Origin of the sequence: Enterococcus timonensis (assembly GCF_900104595.1) — a bacterium.
In the GTDB taxonomy this organism is placed as follows: Bacteria; Bacillota; Bacilli; order Lactobacillales; family Enterococcaceae; genus Enterococcus_J; species Enterococcus_J timonensis.
Genome location: NZ_FNVY01000004.1, coordinates 306,112 through 323,031, shown reverse-complemented (window position 1 = coordinate 323,031; position 16,920 = coordinate 306,112). Strand labels below are relative to the sequence as shown.

Genomic DNA, 16,920 nt, shown 5'->3' with positions numbered 1-16,920 from the left:
TTCCTCCTATTCTCGCTCTTGCTTACCTTCCCGTAACATTAACGCGCGAGTAGCCTCTTTAACATCCGCACCATCATAGAGTACATGATAAATAGTTTCAGTAATTGGCATTTCTACTTGCATGGCTTGCGCTAATTCGTAGGCGGATTTCGTTGTTGCCACACCTTCAACAATCATTCCCATTTGATCTAAAACTTTATCTAAAGGAACGCCTTTTCCTAATTGGAATCCAGCCCGCCAATTACGAGAATGTTTACTTGTTCCAGTCACAATTAAATCGCCCACTCCTGATAATCCGATAAAAGTTAGCGGGTTCGCGCCTAATGCTTGACCTAGCCGAGAAATTTCTGCTAGACCGCGCGTCATAATGGCTGCTTTGGCATTGTCCCCGTAACCAAGACCAGCTAAGGCTCCGGTGCCAAGGGCGATAATATTTTTTAGCGCCGCCCCTAATTCCACGCCTACTACATCATCATTCGTGTAAATTCTAAAATATTCATTCATAAATAAATCTTGCACATAAATAGCTGCCGACAAATTGACGCTTGCGGCTGTTATCGTCGTTAAATCATGAACGGCGACTTCTTCAGCGTGACTCGGACCTGATAAAACAACAATGTCGCCACGTTTTTCAGCTGGAATTTCCTCTTTTAAAATTTCAGAAATCCGTTCATGCGTATTTTGTTCCAAACCTTTTGAAGCATGAATAATTACTGGTTTTCCAGCAATTAATTTGGCCACTTGTTGGGCTACTTGACGGATAGCTTTCGTCGGTAAAACAAATAAAATCGCCTGACAATCAGCCAACGCTTCAGCCAAATCAGTTGTAGCATGAATCGAGGACGGAATTTTAATGTCTGGTAAATAATGACGGTTCGTATGATAATGATCAATTTCTTGAATTTGAGTAGCATCATTTCCCCAAATTTTTACTTGGTGTCCATTTTCAGCTAAGACTTGGCTTAATGCCGTTCCCCACGAACCTGGCCCTAATACAGCAATCGTTTGTTTCATTTTGCTCCCTCTTTTCTTTGTGTGCGATCATAAAAGGCGAGTTTGGGTTTTAATTTGCGCCGTAAAACGATAAATAAAATCCCGCCGACAAATAATAAAGCACTGAGAAATTGTGACACGCGGATCGTACCAAACATATATAGCGAGTCTGTCCGCAATCCTTCAATAAAAAAGCGACCAAAACTATACCAAATCACGTAGCCGGCAAAAATCTCTCCTTGTTTGAAGAAATTTTTCTTACGCCGCAACAATACTAAAACGATAAATCCTAAAACATTCCAAACACTTTCATATAAAAATGTAGGCGTCCGGTAAATCCCATCAATATACATATTATCAATAATAAAATTTGGCAAATGAAGTTTTTCTAAAAAATTTCTCGTCGTATCTGGTCCAAAAGCTTCGTGGTTCATAAAATTTCCCCAGCGACCAATTGCTTGGGCTAAAATAATACTTGGGCCGGTAATATCAAGAAAGGTCCAAAAATTAATAAAATTGTGGCGACAAAAGAAAAATAAAGTCAATCCGCCGGCAATCAATGCCCCATAAATAGCGAGACCGCCATTCCAAATGGCAAAAATTTCCCCCGGATTTTTAATATAATACGGCAGTTCAAATAAAACATAATACAAACGGGCGCCAATAATGGAAATCGGCAAGCCCCACAGCATAAAGTCCACGACATCGTCTTCTCTAAGCCCAACTTTCACAGCTTCTCTACTACTTAAATAAATAGCTAAGGCAATCCCGGCAACAATAATAATGGCATACCAGCGAATTTCTAAGCCGCCTAATTTCACGGCAATCGGATCAACATACATTAACATCGCTTACTCCTTTGAATTTTCTTCGATTAAACGGGTTAGACGATCTTCAAATGTTTTCGTCGCATCAAAACCCATGGAGCGCGCCCGAAAGTTCATGGCAGCAACTTCAATAATAATCGCCACGTTACGTCCAGTTTTCACGGGGATTTTTATTTGTGGAACAGATACGCTAGCAATATTGACAACATTTTCATCAGATCCTAGTCGGTCGTAGCGTTTATCTTTTGACCAATTTTCTAAATAAACAACTAGTTGGACTTCCATGCTATCGCGAACCGCACTGGCGCCAAATAAATTCATTACATCAATAATGCCAATCCCACGAATTTCAATCAAATGTTTTAAAATCTCCGGCGGCTCACCAATAATCGTCAACTCGTCTTGTTTATAAACATCCACCCGATCATCAGCAATTAAACGGTGTCCGCGTTTGACAAGTTCCAAAGCAGTTTCTGATTTACCAATACCAGAGTCACCTTGAATCAAAACACCTAAGCCGTAAACATCTACTAACACGCCATGAATCGAAGTCCGTGTGGCCAAATGCCCTTCCAAATAACTAGAGATGACGCCTAATAAGCGCGACGTTCCTAATTTAGATTTTAAAACCGGAATGTCCGCTTCACTGGCGGCGGTAATTAATTCTTGGGGAATATTTAAATCACGAGAAACTATAAAAGCGGGTGTTTCTTCAGAACACATTTTCCGCATCACAACTAGCCGTTCTTCTGGCATCATTTTTTCGGCAAAAGTAATTTCCTTTTTCCCTAACATTTGCAGGCGATCGTTGGAATAATAATTAAAATAACCGGTTAACTCTAAACCGGGACGAGAAATATCACTAATCGTTACCTTTCGTTGTAAACTAGTCGTGGTGCCACTGACTACACTTAAAGGTAGATGATCTACTAAGTCTTGTACTGAGACTGATTCAGCCACAAAAAAACCTCCTCTTATTTATTCAACTCATTTTACCATGTAAAAGAATGTTTTCAAAGACAGTAAAAAATTTGGCTAAATAAAAAAAACTTGAGAAAAATTTTTCTCAAGTTTTTTTAAGCTAACGTGACTGCGGTGCCTGAACAAGTGACCATCAGCATGCCATTATCAGATCCTAAAACCTCATAATCCATTTTCATACCAATGACAGCGTCGGCCCCCATTTCTAGAGCCCGCGCGGACATTTCAGCTAATGCTTCTTCTCTAGCTTGCATCAGTTCGCCTTCATAGGCTTTAGAACGTCCGCCAAAGACATTACGCAAGCCGGCGCCCATATCTTTAAACATATTAATTCCTGTGATTACCTCGCCAAAGACAATGCCGCGATAACCAATCACGTCTTTGGCTTCGACGTTATTTGTCGTTGTTATAATCATCGAGTGCTCCTTATTCATTCATTTTATTTAAACGATGTTCTGAAATAATCATATTGACAAAACTCATCACCGCCGAAGCAACAATGGCCCACCAAAAAGAAGAAAAACCAAAATTATTTTGGCCAACTAATTGGCTCGTTAACGATAAAATTAAGCCATTGACAACGAAACTAAATAATCCTAACGTTAAAAAAGTTAACGGTAATGATAACAAAGTCAAAATTGGCTTCACTAACATATTTAAAAGGGACAAGACAAAAGCCGCAATGATCGCCGCCCAAAAACTGCGGACGTAAATATTTCCTTGAAAGACGACGGCCAAAGCCAGAAAAGTTAACGAATTAATGATTAAGCGCTGGAAATAAGCCACTAAAAATCACTCCAGTCCTCATCGTCTTTGCTTTCTTGGGTCGGGCGAACTTTTTCAGCTTCTTTTCTAGTACGTTGATTCCGATCATAATACGGATTATCACCGTTAGTCGGACGTTTTTTATTTTGATACGTATCGTTATCCGCATTTGGCATAATGAGCGCCAAAACAAAATACAAGATAACCGGTGTACCAAAACCAGCTAAAATAATAATGACATAAATGACCCGCAAAATCGTTGGATCAATATTGAAATACTCAGCTATACCGGCTAAAGTCCCAGTCAGGACTTTGTTGCGGGATTTTTTTAATTTCTTACTCATCTTCATACACTCCTTGTAAAATTAAAAATCAGTAAAATCACGGTTATTTGTGGGACGTGGTGGACGAGTTGGACCTTGAGGAATTAAGATGGCCAGCAAAATATATAAAATAACTGGTGCTCCGATTCCTACAAAACTAAGAATAACATAAATGATCCGAATTAAAGTGGGGTCTAACCCCAAATATTCACCAATCCCGGCTAATGTACCGGTTAGTACTTTATCTGTACTTGATTTAGTTAATTTTTTATTCATGATTTTCCCTCCTTTAAAAAAGGCGGCAGGCAGGCGCCTGCCACTTCATATTATTCTTCTGTATCTTTTAAATAAATAGATCCGGTAGTCGTTGCGGCATTAACATTGGCCACATCTCCACCTAATAATCTTTCGAATTCTAAATATTGGCTCTTAGAGGAAGAAGACGTACTTGCTCTTTCTTTTAAGACATCTAATTGGCTTAAGCGATGTTTTACTGAACCAAAACTAGTTTTCACTGTTCCTGCAATGGATAAATCTTTTGGTAAAGCAATTTTTACTTCCCCATTGACTGAACTTGCTTCAATACTTCTCAAATCACCTGAAGAGACGGTCAAACGAATATCGCCGTTAACTAAAGATGTATTAATAGTTTTAGCGTTGGTTTTTTTAGTCGTAATGTCACCATTTACAGATTCCACCGACAAATCCAACAATTCGCTATTTTCAACATCAACATCGCCATTAACGCCATGAATTTCTAACATTGAAGCGGTGATTTCAGAAAAATCAATATCTCCATTTGTTGATTTTGCATAAACATCTTTAGCTTTTAGATCACTAACTTCAATATCACCATTGAGTAATTTTAAAGAAACATGATCATACGTTTTTTCAGGTAAATAGAATACTAAATCAGCCCGTACTCTTTTATTTGGAATTTGAAATGAAATCACTTCATCATCCACATCAATTTGTGATTTTTCAAGAAAGGCTTGTAGCGGTGTACCTTCCATTTTACCATATAATTTAATATCAGCTTCAACTCTTAAATCATCGCTATCAGAAACTTCAAAGGTAATATCTCCGTTAGCTAATTTTACATCGATTAAAGAAGCTTTATTTTCTGGATAATTAAACGTATGGGAGAATTTCGTTGTCGCAACACCTGGGACGCGGAAATTCACTTCTTTCCAATCCACATTATCATTTACGACATCAGCTAATCCGTTGAAAGTTTTTTTCAAGAAACTACCTAATTGATTGGACGCTTCATAAACTTTGCCGCCGACTTGATTCATCGTTTCTTTTGTTTGATCTTTCCAATCCTCTGGAATATCAAATTTTTGTTGCACTTTTTCTTTCGTGTTGTGGAATCGTTCTTTATTAAGATTTTTTAAATCTGCTTCTAATTTCTTTTGGTCATCTTGTAATTGGGCTAATTGCGCATCTAAGTCCCGCATTTGATTAACGACATCTTGACGTTGTGCTTCTTTAGATTCTGTCAATGTCCCTAATTCATCCATAGTGTCGAAAACTTGTTTTTCTTCACGTTTGGCTTTTAAATCATTTTTCAAACTAGAAATTTCAGCATTGACACCATCTAGTTGTGCTGATGTTTGATTAGCGGCTTCCGCTAATTGTGCTAAAGTTTTTTCAATTGCTGCTTTTTTGGCTGCTTTTTCTTCAGCGCTTTCAACAGCTTCACTTGCTGTGGGATCTTCTGTTGACTCTACTTTTTGGTCAACGGTTGGTTCTACGAAATCTTTTGTAGCTGAAACTTTTTCAGTACTTACTTTATCGGCCGCTTTTTGGATATTTTTTTCATCTTTATCTTGGGCCATACTTTCTAACAATACGAGGGCTTCTTCCGTGCTTAAGACGCCTTTTTTAACAAGTTCTAAAATTCTTTCACGATCTTGCATATAAATTGCCTCCTTATTTAGCAATACATAATCTTTCTTACAAGACTATTATGCCTTGGATTGGCAAATTTGTCATAGGACTTAAGACGGAACTTTCTCTGCGACTCAAGGATTGTGCTAGAAACTAGCTAAAAAATAGCCACTGATCAGTAAATTTTAAAAAAAAAGTGTGTTTGACTACTAGCCAAACACACTTTGTTTTTATTAGAAAAATTTTTTAAAATAAATTCTCGCCAATTCATTTTACAAATGATGATTAGAATTCAGCTCGGTTAAATAACCGCTGGAAAGATAAACAATCCATTCGCAAATATTGGTCACATAATCGCCAATCCGCTCCAAGTAGCTGGCCACATGCAAATAATCATTGCCAGAAATAACGGTGGCTGGTTCTTTTTGCATTTGGGCAATCGAAGCATCATAAACTTTTTGAAAATATTCATTGACATGCTCGTCTTCTTTAGCGATTTCTCGCGCTTTTTTAGAATCCGATGCCACATAGGCGGCCATCACGTCATTGACCATTTCTTTGACATAATCACTCATTTGGGTAATCATTTGTTCCACTTCAGGAATCCGCTGATGCCCTTTAACCCGAATTGTTGCTTTAGCAATCGATACCGCGTGATCGCCCATCCGTTCCAAATCAGAGCTTGCTTTCATAATGGTAACAATCATTCGTAAATCTGTTGTCACAGGTTGTTGCAAGGCAATCATTTCAAAACTTTTTTTCTCTAAGCGCAATTCTTGGGCGTTAATTTCTTCGTCATTGACAATCACTGCTTTGGCCAATTCTTTGTCGTGGGTAATAAAAGCTTGCACGGATTTGTGCACGGCACTAGATACTGCTAGCCCCATTTCATAAAATTGTTCATGTAAATCTTTTAGTTCTTCATCAAATTGTGTTCGTAACATAATTGTCCTTTCTATCCAAATTTACCAGAAATATAGTCTTCGGTTTCTTTCTGTTTCGGATTGATAAATATTTTTTTCGTTTCATTGTATTCAATTAAATGGCCATCTAAGAAAAACGCCGTCCGATCAGAAATCCGGCTCGCTTGACCCATGGAATGAGTCACCATGACTAGTGAATAATTTTCTTTCAAAGTAAAAAGCATTTCTTCAATTTTCCCAGTGGAAATCGGATCTAAGGCACTCGTTGGTTCATCTAGTAAAATCACACCCGGATCCACCGCCAACACGCGGGCAATACAGACCCGTTGTTGCTGACCGCCTGATAATCCTAATGCGGACTGATGTAATTTATCTTTCACATCGTCCCAAACGGCTGCTTTTTGTAAACTTTTTTCGACGATTTCATCGATCACTTTTTTATTTTTTTCCCCTTTTAGTCGTAAACCAAAAGCGACATTTTCATAAATCGAAAAAGGAAAAGGATTCGGTTGTTGAAAAACCATGCCGATTTCTTTACGCAAATTGACAACATCTTCTTTAGGAGAATAAATATCTTCCCCATGATACAAGACCGATCCATTAATGGTGACCCCAGGAATTAAGTCGTTCATCCGATTTAAGCAACGGAGAAAAGTAGATTTCCCACAACCAGAGGGACCAATGAGGGTAGTCAGTTCATTTTTGTGCAAAGTTAAATTAATTCCCTTTAAAGCTTCTTTTTTGCCATAATACAAATGTAAATCTGACGAGCTGATAATTTCTGTCATCTGTCCTCCTAACCGAAATGCCCGGAAACATAATCGTTGGTCGCTTTTTTTTGCGGCTGCGTGAAAATATTTGCCGTCAAATCATATTCAATCACTTGACCGCTATAAAAAAATGCGGTGTAATCACTAATTCGCGCGGCTTGTTGCATATTATGAGTGACGATAATAACGGTGTAATCTTCTTTCAATTGGACCAATGTTTCTTCTACTTTACTAGTAGAAATCGGATCTAACGCGGAAGCTGGCTCATCTAATAGTAAAATATCTGGTTTCATGGCAATGGCTCGGGCGATGCACAGCCGTTGTTGCTGGCCACCGGATAAGGCTAAAGCCGATTGATGTAAATTGTCTTTCACTTGATCCCAAAGTGCCGCTTGTTTTAAAGTCGTTTCAACAATTTCTGCTAAAAGTTTTTTATCTTTAATGCCATGGCGCTTTAGAGCAAAAGTAATATTTTCATAAATAGATTTTGAAAAAGGATTTGGCCGTTGAAAAACCATGCCAATATGTTTCCGCATTTCATACACATCGACTGCCGGCGCGTTAATATCCACTTCTTTATAAATAATTTCTCCAGTTACTTTCGTGCCGCTAATTCCATCGTTCATCCGATTCAAACTCCGCAAATAAGTGGATTTACCAGAACCTGAAGCACCAATTAAAGAAGTAATTTTATTTTTTTCAAATTGCAAGTCCACGCCTTTAATTGCTTCATTATTCCCATACCAAACGTGAAGATCATGGGTTCGCAAAGCTTCAGGCGTGTCTAAATTTAAAATAAAGCGGTCATTAAAATCATATTTTTCCATACGCCCTCCTTAAGCTGAAGTCATTTTTTTATAGAGACGATTGCCGATAAATCGAGCGCCAAAGTTGAAAATCAGCACCACAATAATTAAAACGGCTGAAGCTCCAGCCGATACCGCCGCTCCATCTGGCATCGTACCTTCTGTATTTATTTTCCAAATGTGAACAGCTAATGTTTCGGCTTGTCGAAAAATGGAAATCGGCGACGAAACACTTAATGGATTCCAATTACTGAAATCTAGCGCCGGTGCTGATTGTCCCGCTGTATAAATTAAAGCCGCCGCTTCACCGAAAATTCGGCCGGCAGAAATAATAATCCCAGTTAAAATTCCAGGCAAAGCTTCTGGCACAATAATTTTTGTTACCGTTTCGTAGCGGGACAAACCTAGTGCTAAGCCCGCCTCACGCTGCGTATAATGAATGGCTTTTAAACTTTCTTCTATATTTCGCGTTAAAATCGGTAAATTGAAAAAGGTTAACGCTAAAGCCCCGGACAAAATACTAAACCCGTAACCCATTTGAATAACGAAAATTAAAAATCCAAAAAGCCCCACCACGACAGAAGGCAAAGAACTCAAAATTTCAATGGCGGATCGAATAATTGCCGTCAACCGATTTTTTTTAGCATATTCGGCCATATAAATACCGGCGCCTAAAGAAATCGGTACTGAAATAATTAACGTTACTAACAGTAAAAATAAAGAGTTAAACAGTTGGACCCCAATTCCTCCACCTGTTTGATAACTTTTAGATGGTTGGGTTAGAAACTCCGGCGTAATATAAGGCACGCCTCGAATTAAAATATAACCTAAAAGAGCAACTAAAATAAGAACAATAAAACCGGAAACTACGTACAAAATGCCTGTAGCAATTTTATCTGCGCGTTTTGCTTTCATCCTTGATTTGCCCCTTTTCTGCCAATCAGGCGAATAATAATATTAAAGAAGAGCGACATCAACAAGAGCAGTAATGCTAATGACCAGAGCACATTATTTTGAACCGTGCCCATAATAGTATTTCCAATTCCCATTGTTAAAATACTCGTTAAGGTTGCAGCTGGTGTTGTTAAACTTGTTGGCATTAAAGCAGCATTTCCGATAACCATTTGAATGGCTAGTGCTTCACCAAAAGCTCGGGCCATCCCAAAGACAATCGCCGTTAAAATACCGGGAATTCCCGAACGCAAAACCACTTTGTAAATTGTCTGCCAGCGAGTCGCCCCTAAAGCTAGTGAGGCCTCACGATAATGACGCGGCACAGCTTTTAACGCATCGACGGTCATAGTAGTTACTGTCGGCAAAATCATAACAAATAAAACAAAGGTCCCTGCTAAAATCCCAAAACCTGTGCCGCCAAAAATTTGCCGAATTACAGGAACAATTACCGTTAAACCGATAAAACCATACACCACAGAAGGAATCCCCACTAAAAGTTCAATGACTGGTTGAAGAAATTTTTTCCCAACTTGTGGCGAAATTTCAGTCATAAAAATCGCCGCTCCTAACGCAAAAGGCGTGGCCACAATGGCAGCTAAAATCGTCACAATAAATGAACCGGAAATCAATGGCAGCGCACCGACTTCCACTTGACCGGAAGCATCTGTCTGGCTAGGATTCCAATTAGTACCAAATAAAAATTTCAAAGGATTTACGCCATCTTGAAAAAAAGTTGCGAGACCCTTGGAAGCAACAAAATAAAAAATCGCCACCACAACTAAAACAATTAAGGCAATACAACTAAAACTTAATAACTTGCCGCGCATTTCCAGTTTGGCTTTTTTAGATTTTTGTAATAACTTTTTTTGAATTTGCTCATCTGTTAAATGTTCCAAAGTATTCCTCCACTCATTCAGTAATCAAATTACCTTCCCAATCCCGGGCCACTTTCATGGCAGAAATGGGAATATATCCTAAATCCCCGACAATATTTTCTTGGATTTCATCACTTAAAACAAAAGCTAGAAATTCTGCCGTTAACTCAGAGGGTTCGCCTAAAGTATACATATGTTCATATGACCAAATGACCCAAGCGTTGGTGGTGACATTTTCATCTGTTGGTGCTACGTTATCAATACTTAAAGGCACCACATCATCAGTAATATAAGAAAAAGCCACATAACTAATGGCGCCTGGCGTATCGGTGACAATTTGTCGCACCATCCCGGTGGAATCTTGTTCTTGGCTCGTTTTGGCATTCGCACCATCTAAGACCCATTTTTCAAAAGTCCCCCGCGAGCCGGAGCCTGCTGCCCGATTCAATAACACCACCGGCAAATTAGCGCCGCCAACATCTGACCAGTTAGTAATTTCGCCGGTAAAAATTTTTTTCAAATCACTCATGGAAATATTTTCAATACCAATTTCTGAATTAATAATTGGGGCAATCCCCACTGCTGCGACTTGATGGTCCACTAGTTTACTGGCGTCCACACCGTCTTTTTCTTCGGCAAATAAATCAGAATTGCCAATTTCCACAGCACCTGTTTGCACTTGAGAAAGACCAGTTCCTGATCCGCCCCCTTGAACATTAATAAATTTCCCCGGATTTTCCGATTGAAATTCTTCCCCCACAGTTTCCACTAAAGGTTGTAAGGCAGAAGAGCCCACTGCGGTAATCGCCTCGCCTCGATCAATCCAGGCGGCACAACCACTTAAAAAAAAGAAACTCAAAAGGATCGGTAGAAAAATTTTTTTCTTCATATAAACCTCCGAATTTTTTTGAAAAACATCTTTCTCAATTAAGAGTACCGATTCTTTAATAATTTGGCAAGACAAAAAAGACAGCTCTTAAATATTTCTCATTTTCACAGATAAATTTTCAATCTTTTAAACTAGTTTTCTCGCTTTGAAAAATAAAAAAATTCCGACGACCCACTAAATGCGAGCTGCCGGAATTTTGAAATTTTCAGATTGAAATAAATTAAATTTTTAAGAAGCGACGCATTGATAAAACAGATCCTAAAGAACCAATTACCGCGCCGGTAATGACCATTAAAATAATGACTTGCGGAACAAGATCTCCTGGCGCCATTAAAGAATAACCAGTTTTCATCAAATCGCGATTAAATAAAGTGAAAATTTTATCGTAACCAAAGACCATCGCTAAAACTGGTACAACGGCTCCTAAAATGCCAACCCAGGCACCTTCAAGAAAGAAAGGCCAACGAATATAACCATTTTTGGCACCAACTAAACGCATAATTTGAATTTCTCTTTTACGCGTCATAATCGTAATTCGAATCGTATTAGAAATTAAGAAAATCGCCACCACAAGCAAAATGACCGTCCCAATAAGTCCCCATTTTTGCACACTAGAAGAAATATTAAAGACTTGGTCGGAAAAATCTCCGCCGTAATCTGCTTGCTCCACATTAGGAATTTCTTCGGCTGCTTCTTGGACCTCTTTAACATTTCCAGGTTCATCGGCTGAGACAATATAAGCATCTCGCAAAGGATTGGTGTCTCCGTCGAAAACATTAAAGGCATCGCCGTAAGATTCCGTTAGATTTTTTAATTGATCATCTTTACTGGAAAATTCAACACTTTCTACGTGATTGATTTTTTCTAGTTCCGTTCCCACGACTTCAACATCAGTTTCAGCGGTTTTTGTTTCCACAAAAACAGTTACGTTCACATTGTTAGCAATATCGTCGGCTAATTTGGTGACATTTAAGATAATCGCCAAAAATGCGCCCACTAATAAAAGAGTAATGGTCACCGCCGAAATAGAGGCAAAACTCATCCAGCCGTTACGTCGGATACTTTTGAAACTTTCCCAAATATGTCGAAAAAATGTTCTAAACATCGTAGCCGTATTCCCCCTCTACTTGGTCGCGAATGATTCGCCCATTTTCTACAGCAATTACCCGGTGGCGAATCGTATTTACGATTTGCGCATTGTGGGTTGCCATTACAACTGTCGTTCCTTGAGTATTAATCTTATCTAGTAATTTCATAATTTCCCAAGAATTTTCCGGATCAAGGTTCCCGGTTGGTTCATCGGCAATTAAAACTTTCGGTGTGTTGACAATCGCCCGAGCAATAGCCACCCGTTGTTGTTCCCCACCAGATAATTCAGTTGGGAAAACCCGGACTTTATGTTTCAAACCGACTAAATCTAAAACTTCCATTACGCGTTTTTTAATATCTCTTGGTTTGCGTCCAATAACTTGCATGGCATAGGCAACATTTTCATAAATTGTCTTTTTCGGCAGTAATTTGTAATCTTGGAAAACAACACCGATTTCTCGACGTAATAATGGAATATCTCTATTTTTTATATTCATCAAATCAAAACCCGCTACATTTAGTTGGCCTTTTGTCGCTTTTTCTTCTCGATACATTAATTTGATAAAGGTTGATTTCCCAGCTCCGGATGGTCCGACCACGTAAACGAATTCCCCTTGGTCGATTTTTACCGTGATATTACGAATCGCCGTCGTGCCATTCCCGTATTTTTTCATGACGTCTTGCATTTCAATCATAGCAAATTCCTTTCTATCCACATTTTCTTAATGCTTAGTGATTATAGCATCTTTTTATTTCACTCAGACAACAGACCGTTACAAATAGATGTCAATTTGAAAATATTTTTTAATCTTGGGCCAATTGCCACTTTAAATAGGCATCAATAAAGCCGTCTAAATCCCCATCCATCACGGCTTGGACATTGCCGGTTTCATAATTGGTTCGGTGATCTTTTACCATGGCATAAGGATGAAAAACATACGAACGAATTTGTGATCCCCAGCCAATTTCTAATTGATCGCCCCGCATGGCTGCTTGTTCGGCAGCTTTTTTTTCTTCTTCCAATTGATATAATTTGGCTTTTAACATCGACATAGCTTGCTCGCGGTTTTTTAATTGCGAACGTTGCGCTTGACTTGCTGCCACGGTTCCTGTTGGTAAATGGGTAATCCGCACCGCCGATTCCGTTTTATTAATATGCTGACCACCGGCACCGCTAGCCCGGTATGTATCAATTTTCAAATCATCAGGGTTAATATTAATTTCAATGGCATCATTTAATTCCGGCAAAACTTCCACCGAGCAAAATGATGTGTGGCGCCGAGCGTTAGAATCAAAAGGAGAAATTCGCACTAGACGATGCACGCCGCGTTCTGATTTCAAAAAGCCATACGCATTGTACCCTTTAATTAACAAGGTGACACTTTTTATGCCCGCCTCATCTCCTGCTTGATAATCTAACGTTTCTACCGAAAAATTATGTGCTTCCGCCCAGCGAATATACATCCGCAAAAGCATCGAGCCCCAGTCTTGTGATTCCGTTCCGCCAGCTCCCGGATGTAGTTCCACAATGGCATTCAAATGATCATGGGGGGTATTAAGTAATAAATTCAATTCAAAAGCTGCCAATTTTTCATGGAGTGTCAAAAGTCTAGTTTCTAATTCTTGCTGCAACTCAGCGTCAGCTTCTTCTTGAACCATTTCAAAAAGAACCGTTAACTCTTCTTCTTCAGTAGCAAAATTATGGAAGGAGTCATATTTATTTTTTAAAATATTGGTTTCGTCGATTAATTGCTGTGCTTGTTGCGAATTGTTCCAAAAATCAGGGTCGGTCATTTGATTTTCATTTAGAGCAATGCTTTCTTCCAATTGATCGAAGTTAAAGAGACCTCCTAAATGATTCGATTGTTTCGTGCATTTGTGCTAATTGATTTTTTATTTCAAAATTTTCCATTTGCTCACCTCATATTATTTTTAAAAAAAGAAAACAGGGTGACGTGACAATGTGTCAGCCACCCTGTAATTATTTTTGTTTCAAAAACGACCTTATTGACGGTGTTTTTTGAGCTGCGGTTAGGGAAAAAGATGTCCTTGTTTTAAAATCCAAATTCGGGATTTTAACAATTCCCCTATTTTCCTACACCGCAAACCGCTCCAAAAACAACCTTATTGACGGTGTTTGGGGAGCAACAACTAGGAGAATAGATAAAATTTTTAAAATCCAAAATCAGGATTTATAAAAAATTTTCCTAATTCTCTACGTTGTTCATCGCTCCCCAAACAGCCTTATACTAAATTTTTGCCGTGGCAGTTTTTGAATTTTTTGCCGCTGCCGCATGGGCATGGATCGTTACGTCCGACCATTGGCATTTTTTTCACTGGTTTTTGAGCGGCTACGACTTCTTCTTGACCTTCTTGTCTAGCAGGACCCGCTGGCACTTGTTCTCTTTGAACATTTTGGCGAATTTCAGCTTTCATAAATAACCGCGTCACTTCAAACTCGATATTACCAATCATATCTTCAAACATTTGGTAACCTTCTGTTTGATATTCCACCAACGGATTATTTTGTCCGTAGCTTCTTAGGCTGACGGATTGACGCAGTTGGTCCATCGCATCAATATGATCGGTCCATTTGTTATCAACAACTCGCAAAATAACTACTTTTTCAAATTCCAACAATTGTTTATCGGAGTTAAGAACTTTTTTCTTTTCGGCCAAAACTTTTTCAGCTCGGGCATATAAATCATCTTTAATTTCTTGGGCGGATTTGTCTTTCAAATCTTCTACCGTAATATCATCTTCATGAACAATGGCATTGCCAGCAAAATCAACAATTGCTTGTAAATTCCAAGTTTTCGGATCCAAAAGGGTGTGGGAATCCACTAAGCGTTCGATGGTCCGTTTCACCATATTCATTAAAATAGGCGTCAAATCTTCTTCAGATAAAATAATTTGTTGGCGTTGAGCATAGATGATTTCCCGTTGTTCACGAATCACATCATCATATTGCAAAATATTTTTCCGCGTGTCGTAGTTATTCCCTTCGACCCGTTTTTGCGCGCCTTCAACTTGTTTTGAAATCATGCTAGATTGAATAATGGCATCTTCTTCTGCCAAATTCATCCGTTCAAGAAAAGCCGTTACCCGTTCAGAACCAAAGCGTTTCATCAAATCATCTTGTAAAGATAAATAAAATTGGGTAATCCCAGGGTCACCTTGACGACCGGCACGACCACGCAACTGGTTATCAATCCGGCGTGATTCATGGCGTTCAGTACCAATAACAGCCAAGCCGCCTAATTCTTTAACGCCAAGACCTAATTTAATATCGGTTCCTCGACCAGCCATGTTCGTAGCGATGGTTACCGCACCTTTTTGTCCGGCATTCATAATAATTTCGGCTTCTTTAAAGTGATTTTTGGCATTCAACACTTCATGAGGAATTTTTTCTTGATTTAACATTTCACTGAGCAATTCTGAAGTTTCAACCGCAACAGTACCGACTAAAAGAGGTTGCCCTTTTTGGTGGCGTGCTTTAATGTCTTCAACAACAGCTTTAAATTTAGATGACAAGTTTGGATACAATAAATCCGCACGGTCGTCACGCACAATCGGACGGTTGGTTGGAATTTGAATTACTTGCATATTGTAAATTTCCCGGAATTCTTCTTCTTCCGTTTTTGCCGTCCCGGTCATCCCAGAAAGTTTGGCATACATCCGGAAATAGTTCTGGAAAGTAATTGTCGCCATAGTTTTGGTTTCATCTTCGATTTCCACGCCTTCTTTAGCTTCAATCGCTTGGTGCAACCCATCAGAATAACGACGGCCATCCATAATCCGACCAGTAAATTGATCGACAATCAGCACTTTACCTTCTTGGACCACATAGTCAATGTCGTTAAGCATAATATAATTAGCCCGCAAACTTTGATCTAAATAATGCGTTAAAGAAGTATTTTCCACATCGTATAAATTCGGCACGCCAAAATTTTCTTCGGCTTTATCAATACCTTCTTCAGTTAAAGTAATTGTTTTAGATTGGACGTCGATTTTATAATCTTCGTCTTCTTTTAACCGTTTAATGAAATTATCGGCTCTTGTATAAAAAGCAGTGGATTTTTCAGCTTGACCAGAAATAATCAATGGCGTTCTCGCTTCATCAATTAAAATGGAATCGACTTCATCCACAACGGCAAAATTTAGCGGACGTTGAACCATTTGATTGCGGTAAACAACCATATTGTCCCGCAAATAGTCAAATCCTAATTCATTATTAGTAGAATAAGTAATATCACAAGCATAAGCGGCACGCTTTTCTTCAGAAGACAAGGCATTTAAATTCAGACCCACCGTCAATCCTAAGAAACGATAAAGTTCGCCCATTTCTTCGGCATCCCGAGTGGCCAAATATTCATTGACGGTAACTACGTGCACGCCGCGACCGGATAGCGCATTTAAATAAACTGGCATGGTGGCGGTTAAAGTTTTACCTTCACCTGTTTTCATTTCGGCGATATCGCCATTATGCAACACTTGTCCACCCATGATTTGCACATGATATGGATACAAGCCTAAAACCCGCTTAGCTCCTTCACGAACAACGGCAAAAGCTTCTGGTAATAAATCGTCGAGATCGCGACCTTCAGCAACTTGTTTTTTGAAGTCTTCTGTTTTTTCTCGTAATTGATCGTCGGTTAAATCGGCCATCTGTGAAGCAAATGTTTCCACCTCGTCTGCTACTTTGGAGAGGCGTTTTAGTTCTTTTTTATCATTTTCAATTATTTTCTTTAAAAAGTTCGCCATGGAATGATCCTTCCTATCCTGAATTTCATCAATGACCGGTCTAAATTTTTAGACTGGTAGCATTATCT

17 protein-coding genes and 1 pseudogene are annotated in these 16,920 nt (G+C 38.9%); all 18 read right to left on the bottom strand.

What is annotated here, in order from left to right; translation table 11 throughout:
- Positions 1 to 6 precede the first annotated feature (6 nt).
- The 18 genes and pseudogenes from BQ5341_RS06115 to secA all read right to left on the bottom strand — a co-directional run bounded on the left by BQ5341_RS06115 (position 7) and on the right by secA (position 16,852).
- Positions 7 to 1,014, bottom strand: coding sequence for an NAD(P)H-dependent glycerol-3-phosphate dehydrogenase (locus BQ5341_RS06115; RefSeq protein WP_071131149.1), 1,008 nt, complete (start codon positions 1,012 to 1,014; stop codon positions 7 to 9).
- Positions 1,011 to 1,841 carry a prolipoprotein diacylglyceryl transferase gene (gene lgt / locus BQ5341_RS06110; RefSeq protein WP_071131148.1) on the bottom strand — a complete coding sequence of 277 codons (831 nt, stop codon included), beginning with the start codon at positions 1,839 to 1,841 and terminating at the stop codon, positions 1,011 to 1,013. The genes BQ5341_RS06115 and lgt overlap by 4 nt, the downstream gene beginning before the upstream one ends.
- A gap of 3 nt (positions 1,842 to 1,844) precedes the next feature.
- Positions 1,845 to 2,780: an HPr(Ser) kinase/phosphatase gene (gene hprK, locus BQ5341_RS06105; RefSeq protein WP_071131147.1), complete on the bottom strand. Its 936-nt coding sequence runs from the start codon at positions 2,778 to 2,780 to the stop codon at positions 1,845 to 1,847.
- A gap of 116 nt (positions 2,781 to 2,896) precedes the next feature.
- Positions 2,897 to 3,217, bottom strand: a complete 321-nt coding sequence (locus tag BQ5341_RS06100; RefSeq protein ID WP_071131146.1) for a putative heavy metal-binding protein — start codon at positions 3,215 to 3,217, stop codon at positions 2,897 to 2,899.
- A 10-nt stretch (positions 3,218 to 3,227) separates the two neighbouring features.
- Entirely contained in the window at positions 3,228 to 3,587 is a 360-nt protein-coding gene (locus BQ5341_RS06095; RefSeq protein ID WP_071131145.1) for a phage holin family protein, read from the bottom strand.
- Positions 3,587 to 3,910 carry a PspC domain-containing protein gene (locus tag BQ5341_RS06090; protein ID WP_071131144.1) on the bottom strand — a complete coding sequence of 108 codons (324 nt, stop codon included), beginning with the start codon at positions 3,908 to 3,910 and terminating at the stop codon, positions 3,587 to 3,589. Before BQ5341_RS06090 ends, BQ5341_RS06095 begins: the two co-directional genes overlap by 1 nt.
- 78 nt (positions 3,911 to 3,988) lie before the next feature.
- Positions 3,989 to 4,165: pseudogene (locus BQ5341_RS06085) on the bottom strand (PspC domain-containing protein); the annotation flags it as partial.
- Between the two features lie 50 nt (positions 4,166 to 4,215).
- Entirely contained in the window at positions 4,216 to 5,811 is a 1,596-nt protein-coding gene (gene liaX / locus BQ5341_RS06080; protein WP_071131142.1) for a daptomycin-sensing surface protein LiaX, read from the bottom strand.
- Positions 5,812 to 6,054: 243 nt separating this feature from the next.
- Entirely contained in the window at positions 6,055 to 6,726 is a 672-nt protein-coding gene (gene phoU, locus BQ5341_RS06075; protein ID WP_071131141.1) for a phosphate signaling complex protein PhoU, read from the bottom strand.
- 11 nt (positions 6,727 to 6,737) lie between these two features.
- Positions 6,738 to 7,493, bottom strand: a complete 756-nt coding sequence (gene pstB, locus BQ5341_RS06070) for a phosphate ABC transporter ATP-binding protein PstB (protein ID WP_071131140.1) — start codon at positions 7,491 to 7,493, stop codon at positions 6,738 to 6,740.
- Positions 7,494 to 7,501: 8 nt separating this feature from the next.
- The gene (pstB, locus tag BQ5341_RS06065; RefSeq protein WP_071131139.1) at positions 7,502 to 8,302 is read right to left on the bottom strand and encodes a phosphate ABC transporter ATP-binding protein PstB; all 801 of its coding nucleotides are present in this window, start codon (positions 8,300 to 8,302) and stop codon (positions 7,502 to 7,504) included.
- Between the two features lie 9 nt (positions 8,303 to 8,311).
- Positions 8,312 to 9,196, bottom strand: a complete 885-nt coding sequence (pstA, locus tag BQ5341_RS06060; protein WP_071131138.1) for a phosphate ABC transporter permease PstA — start codon at positions 9,194 to 9,196, stop codon at positions 8,312 to 8,314.
- Complete coding sequence (gene pstC, locus BQ5341_RS06055; protein ID WP_071131890.1) at positions 9,193 to 10,062, bottom strand: phosphate ABC transporter permease subunit PstC; 870 nt, start codon at positions 10,060 to 10,062, stop codon at positions 9,193 to 9,195. The genes pstA and pstC overlap by 4 nt, the downstream gene beginning before the upstream one ends.
- 82 nt (positions 10,063 to 10,144) lie before the next feature.
- Positions 10,145 to 10,999 carry a phosphate ABC transporter substrate-binding protein PstS gene (locus BQ5341_RS06050; protein ID WP_071131889.1) on the bottom strand — a complete coding sequence of 285 codons (855 nt, stop codon included), beginning with the start codon at positions 10,997 to 10,999 and terminating at the stop codon, positions 10,145 to 10,147.
- Positions 11,000 to 11,219: 220 nt separating this feature from the next.
- Positions 11,220 to 12,104 carry a permease-like cell division protein FtsX gene (ftsX, locus tag BQ5341_RS06045; protein ID WP_071131137.1) on the bottom strand — a complete coding sequence of 295 codons (885 nt, stop codon included), beginning with the start codon at positions 12,102 to 12,104 and terminating at the stop codon, positions 11,220 to 11,222.
- Positions 12,097 to 12,783: a cell division ATP-binding protein FtsE gene (ftsE, locus tag BQ5341_RS06040; RefSeq protein WP_071131136.1), complete on the bottom strand. Its 687-nt coding sequence runs from the start codon at positions 12,781 to 12,783 to the stop codon at positions 12,097 to 12,099. Before ftsE ends, ftsX begins: the two co-directional genes overlap by 8 nt.
- A gap of 109 nt (positions 12,784 to 12,892) precedes the next feature.
- Positions 12,893 to 14,000 (bottom strand): peptide chain release factor 2 gene (gene prfB / locus BQ5341_RS06035; RefSeq protein ID WP_106396178.1). Its coding sequence is split into 2 segments (ribosomal slippage): positions 12,893 to 13,927 and positions 13,929 to 14,000, totalling 1,107 coding nucleotides; the frame shifts between segments, so codons are not numbered across the junction.
- Between the two features lie 332 nt (positions 14,001 to 14,332).
- Positions 14,333 to 16,852, bottom strand: coding sequence for a preprotein translocase subunit SecA (gene secA, locus BQ5341_RS06030; RefSeq protein ID WP_071131135.1), 2,520 nt, complete (start codon positions 16,850 to 16,852; stop codon positions 14,333 to 14,335).
- Between the last annotated feature and the right edge of the window lie 68 nt (positions 16,853 to 16,920).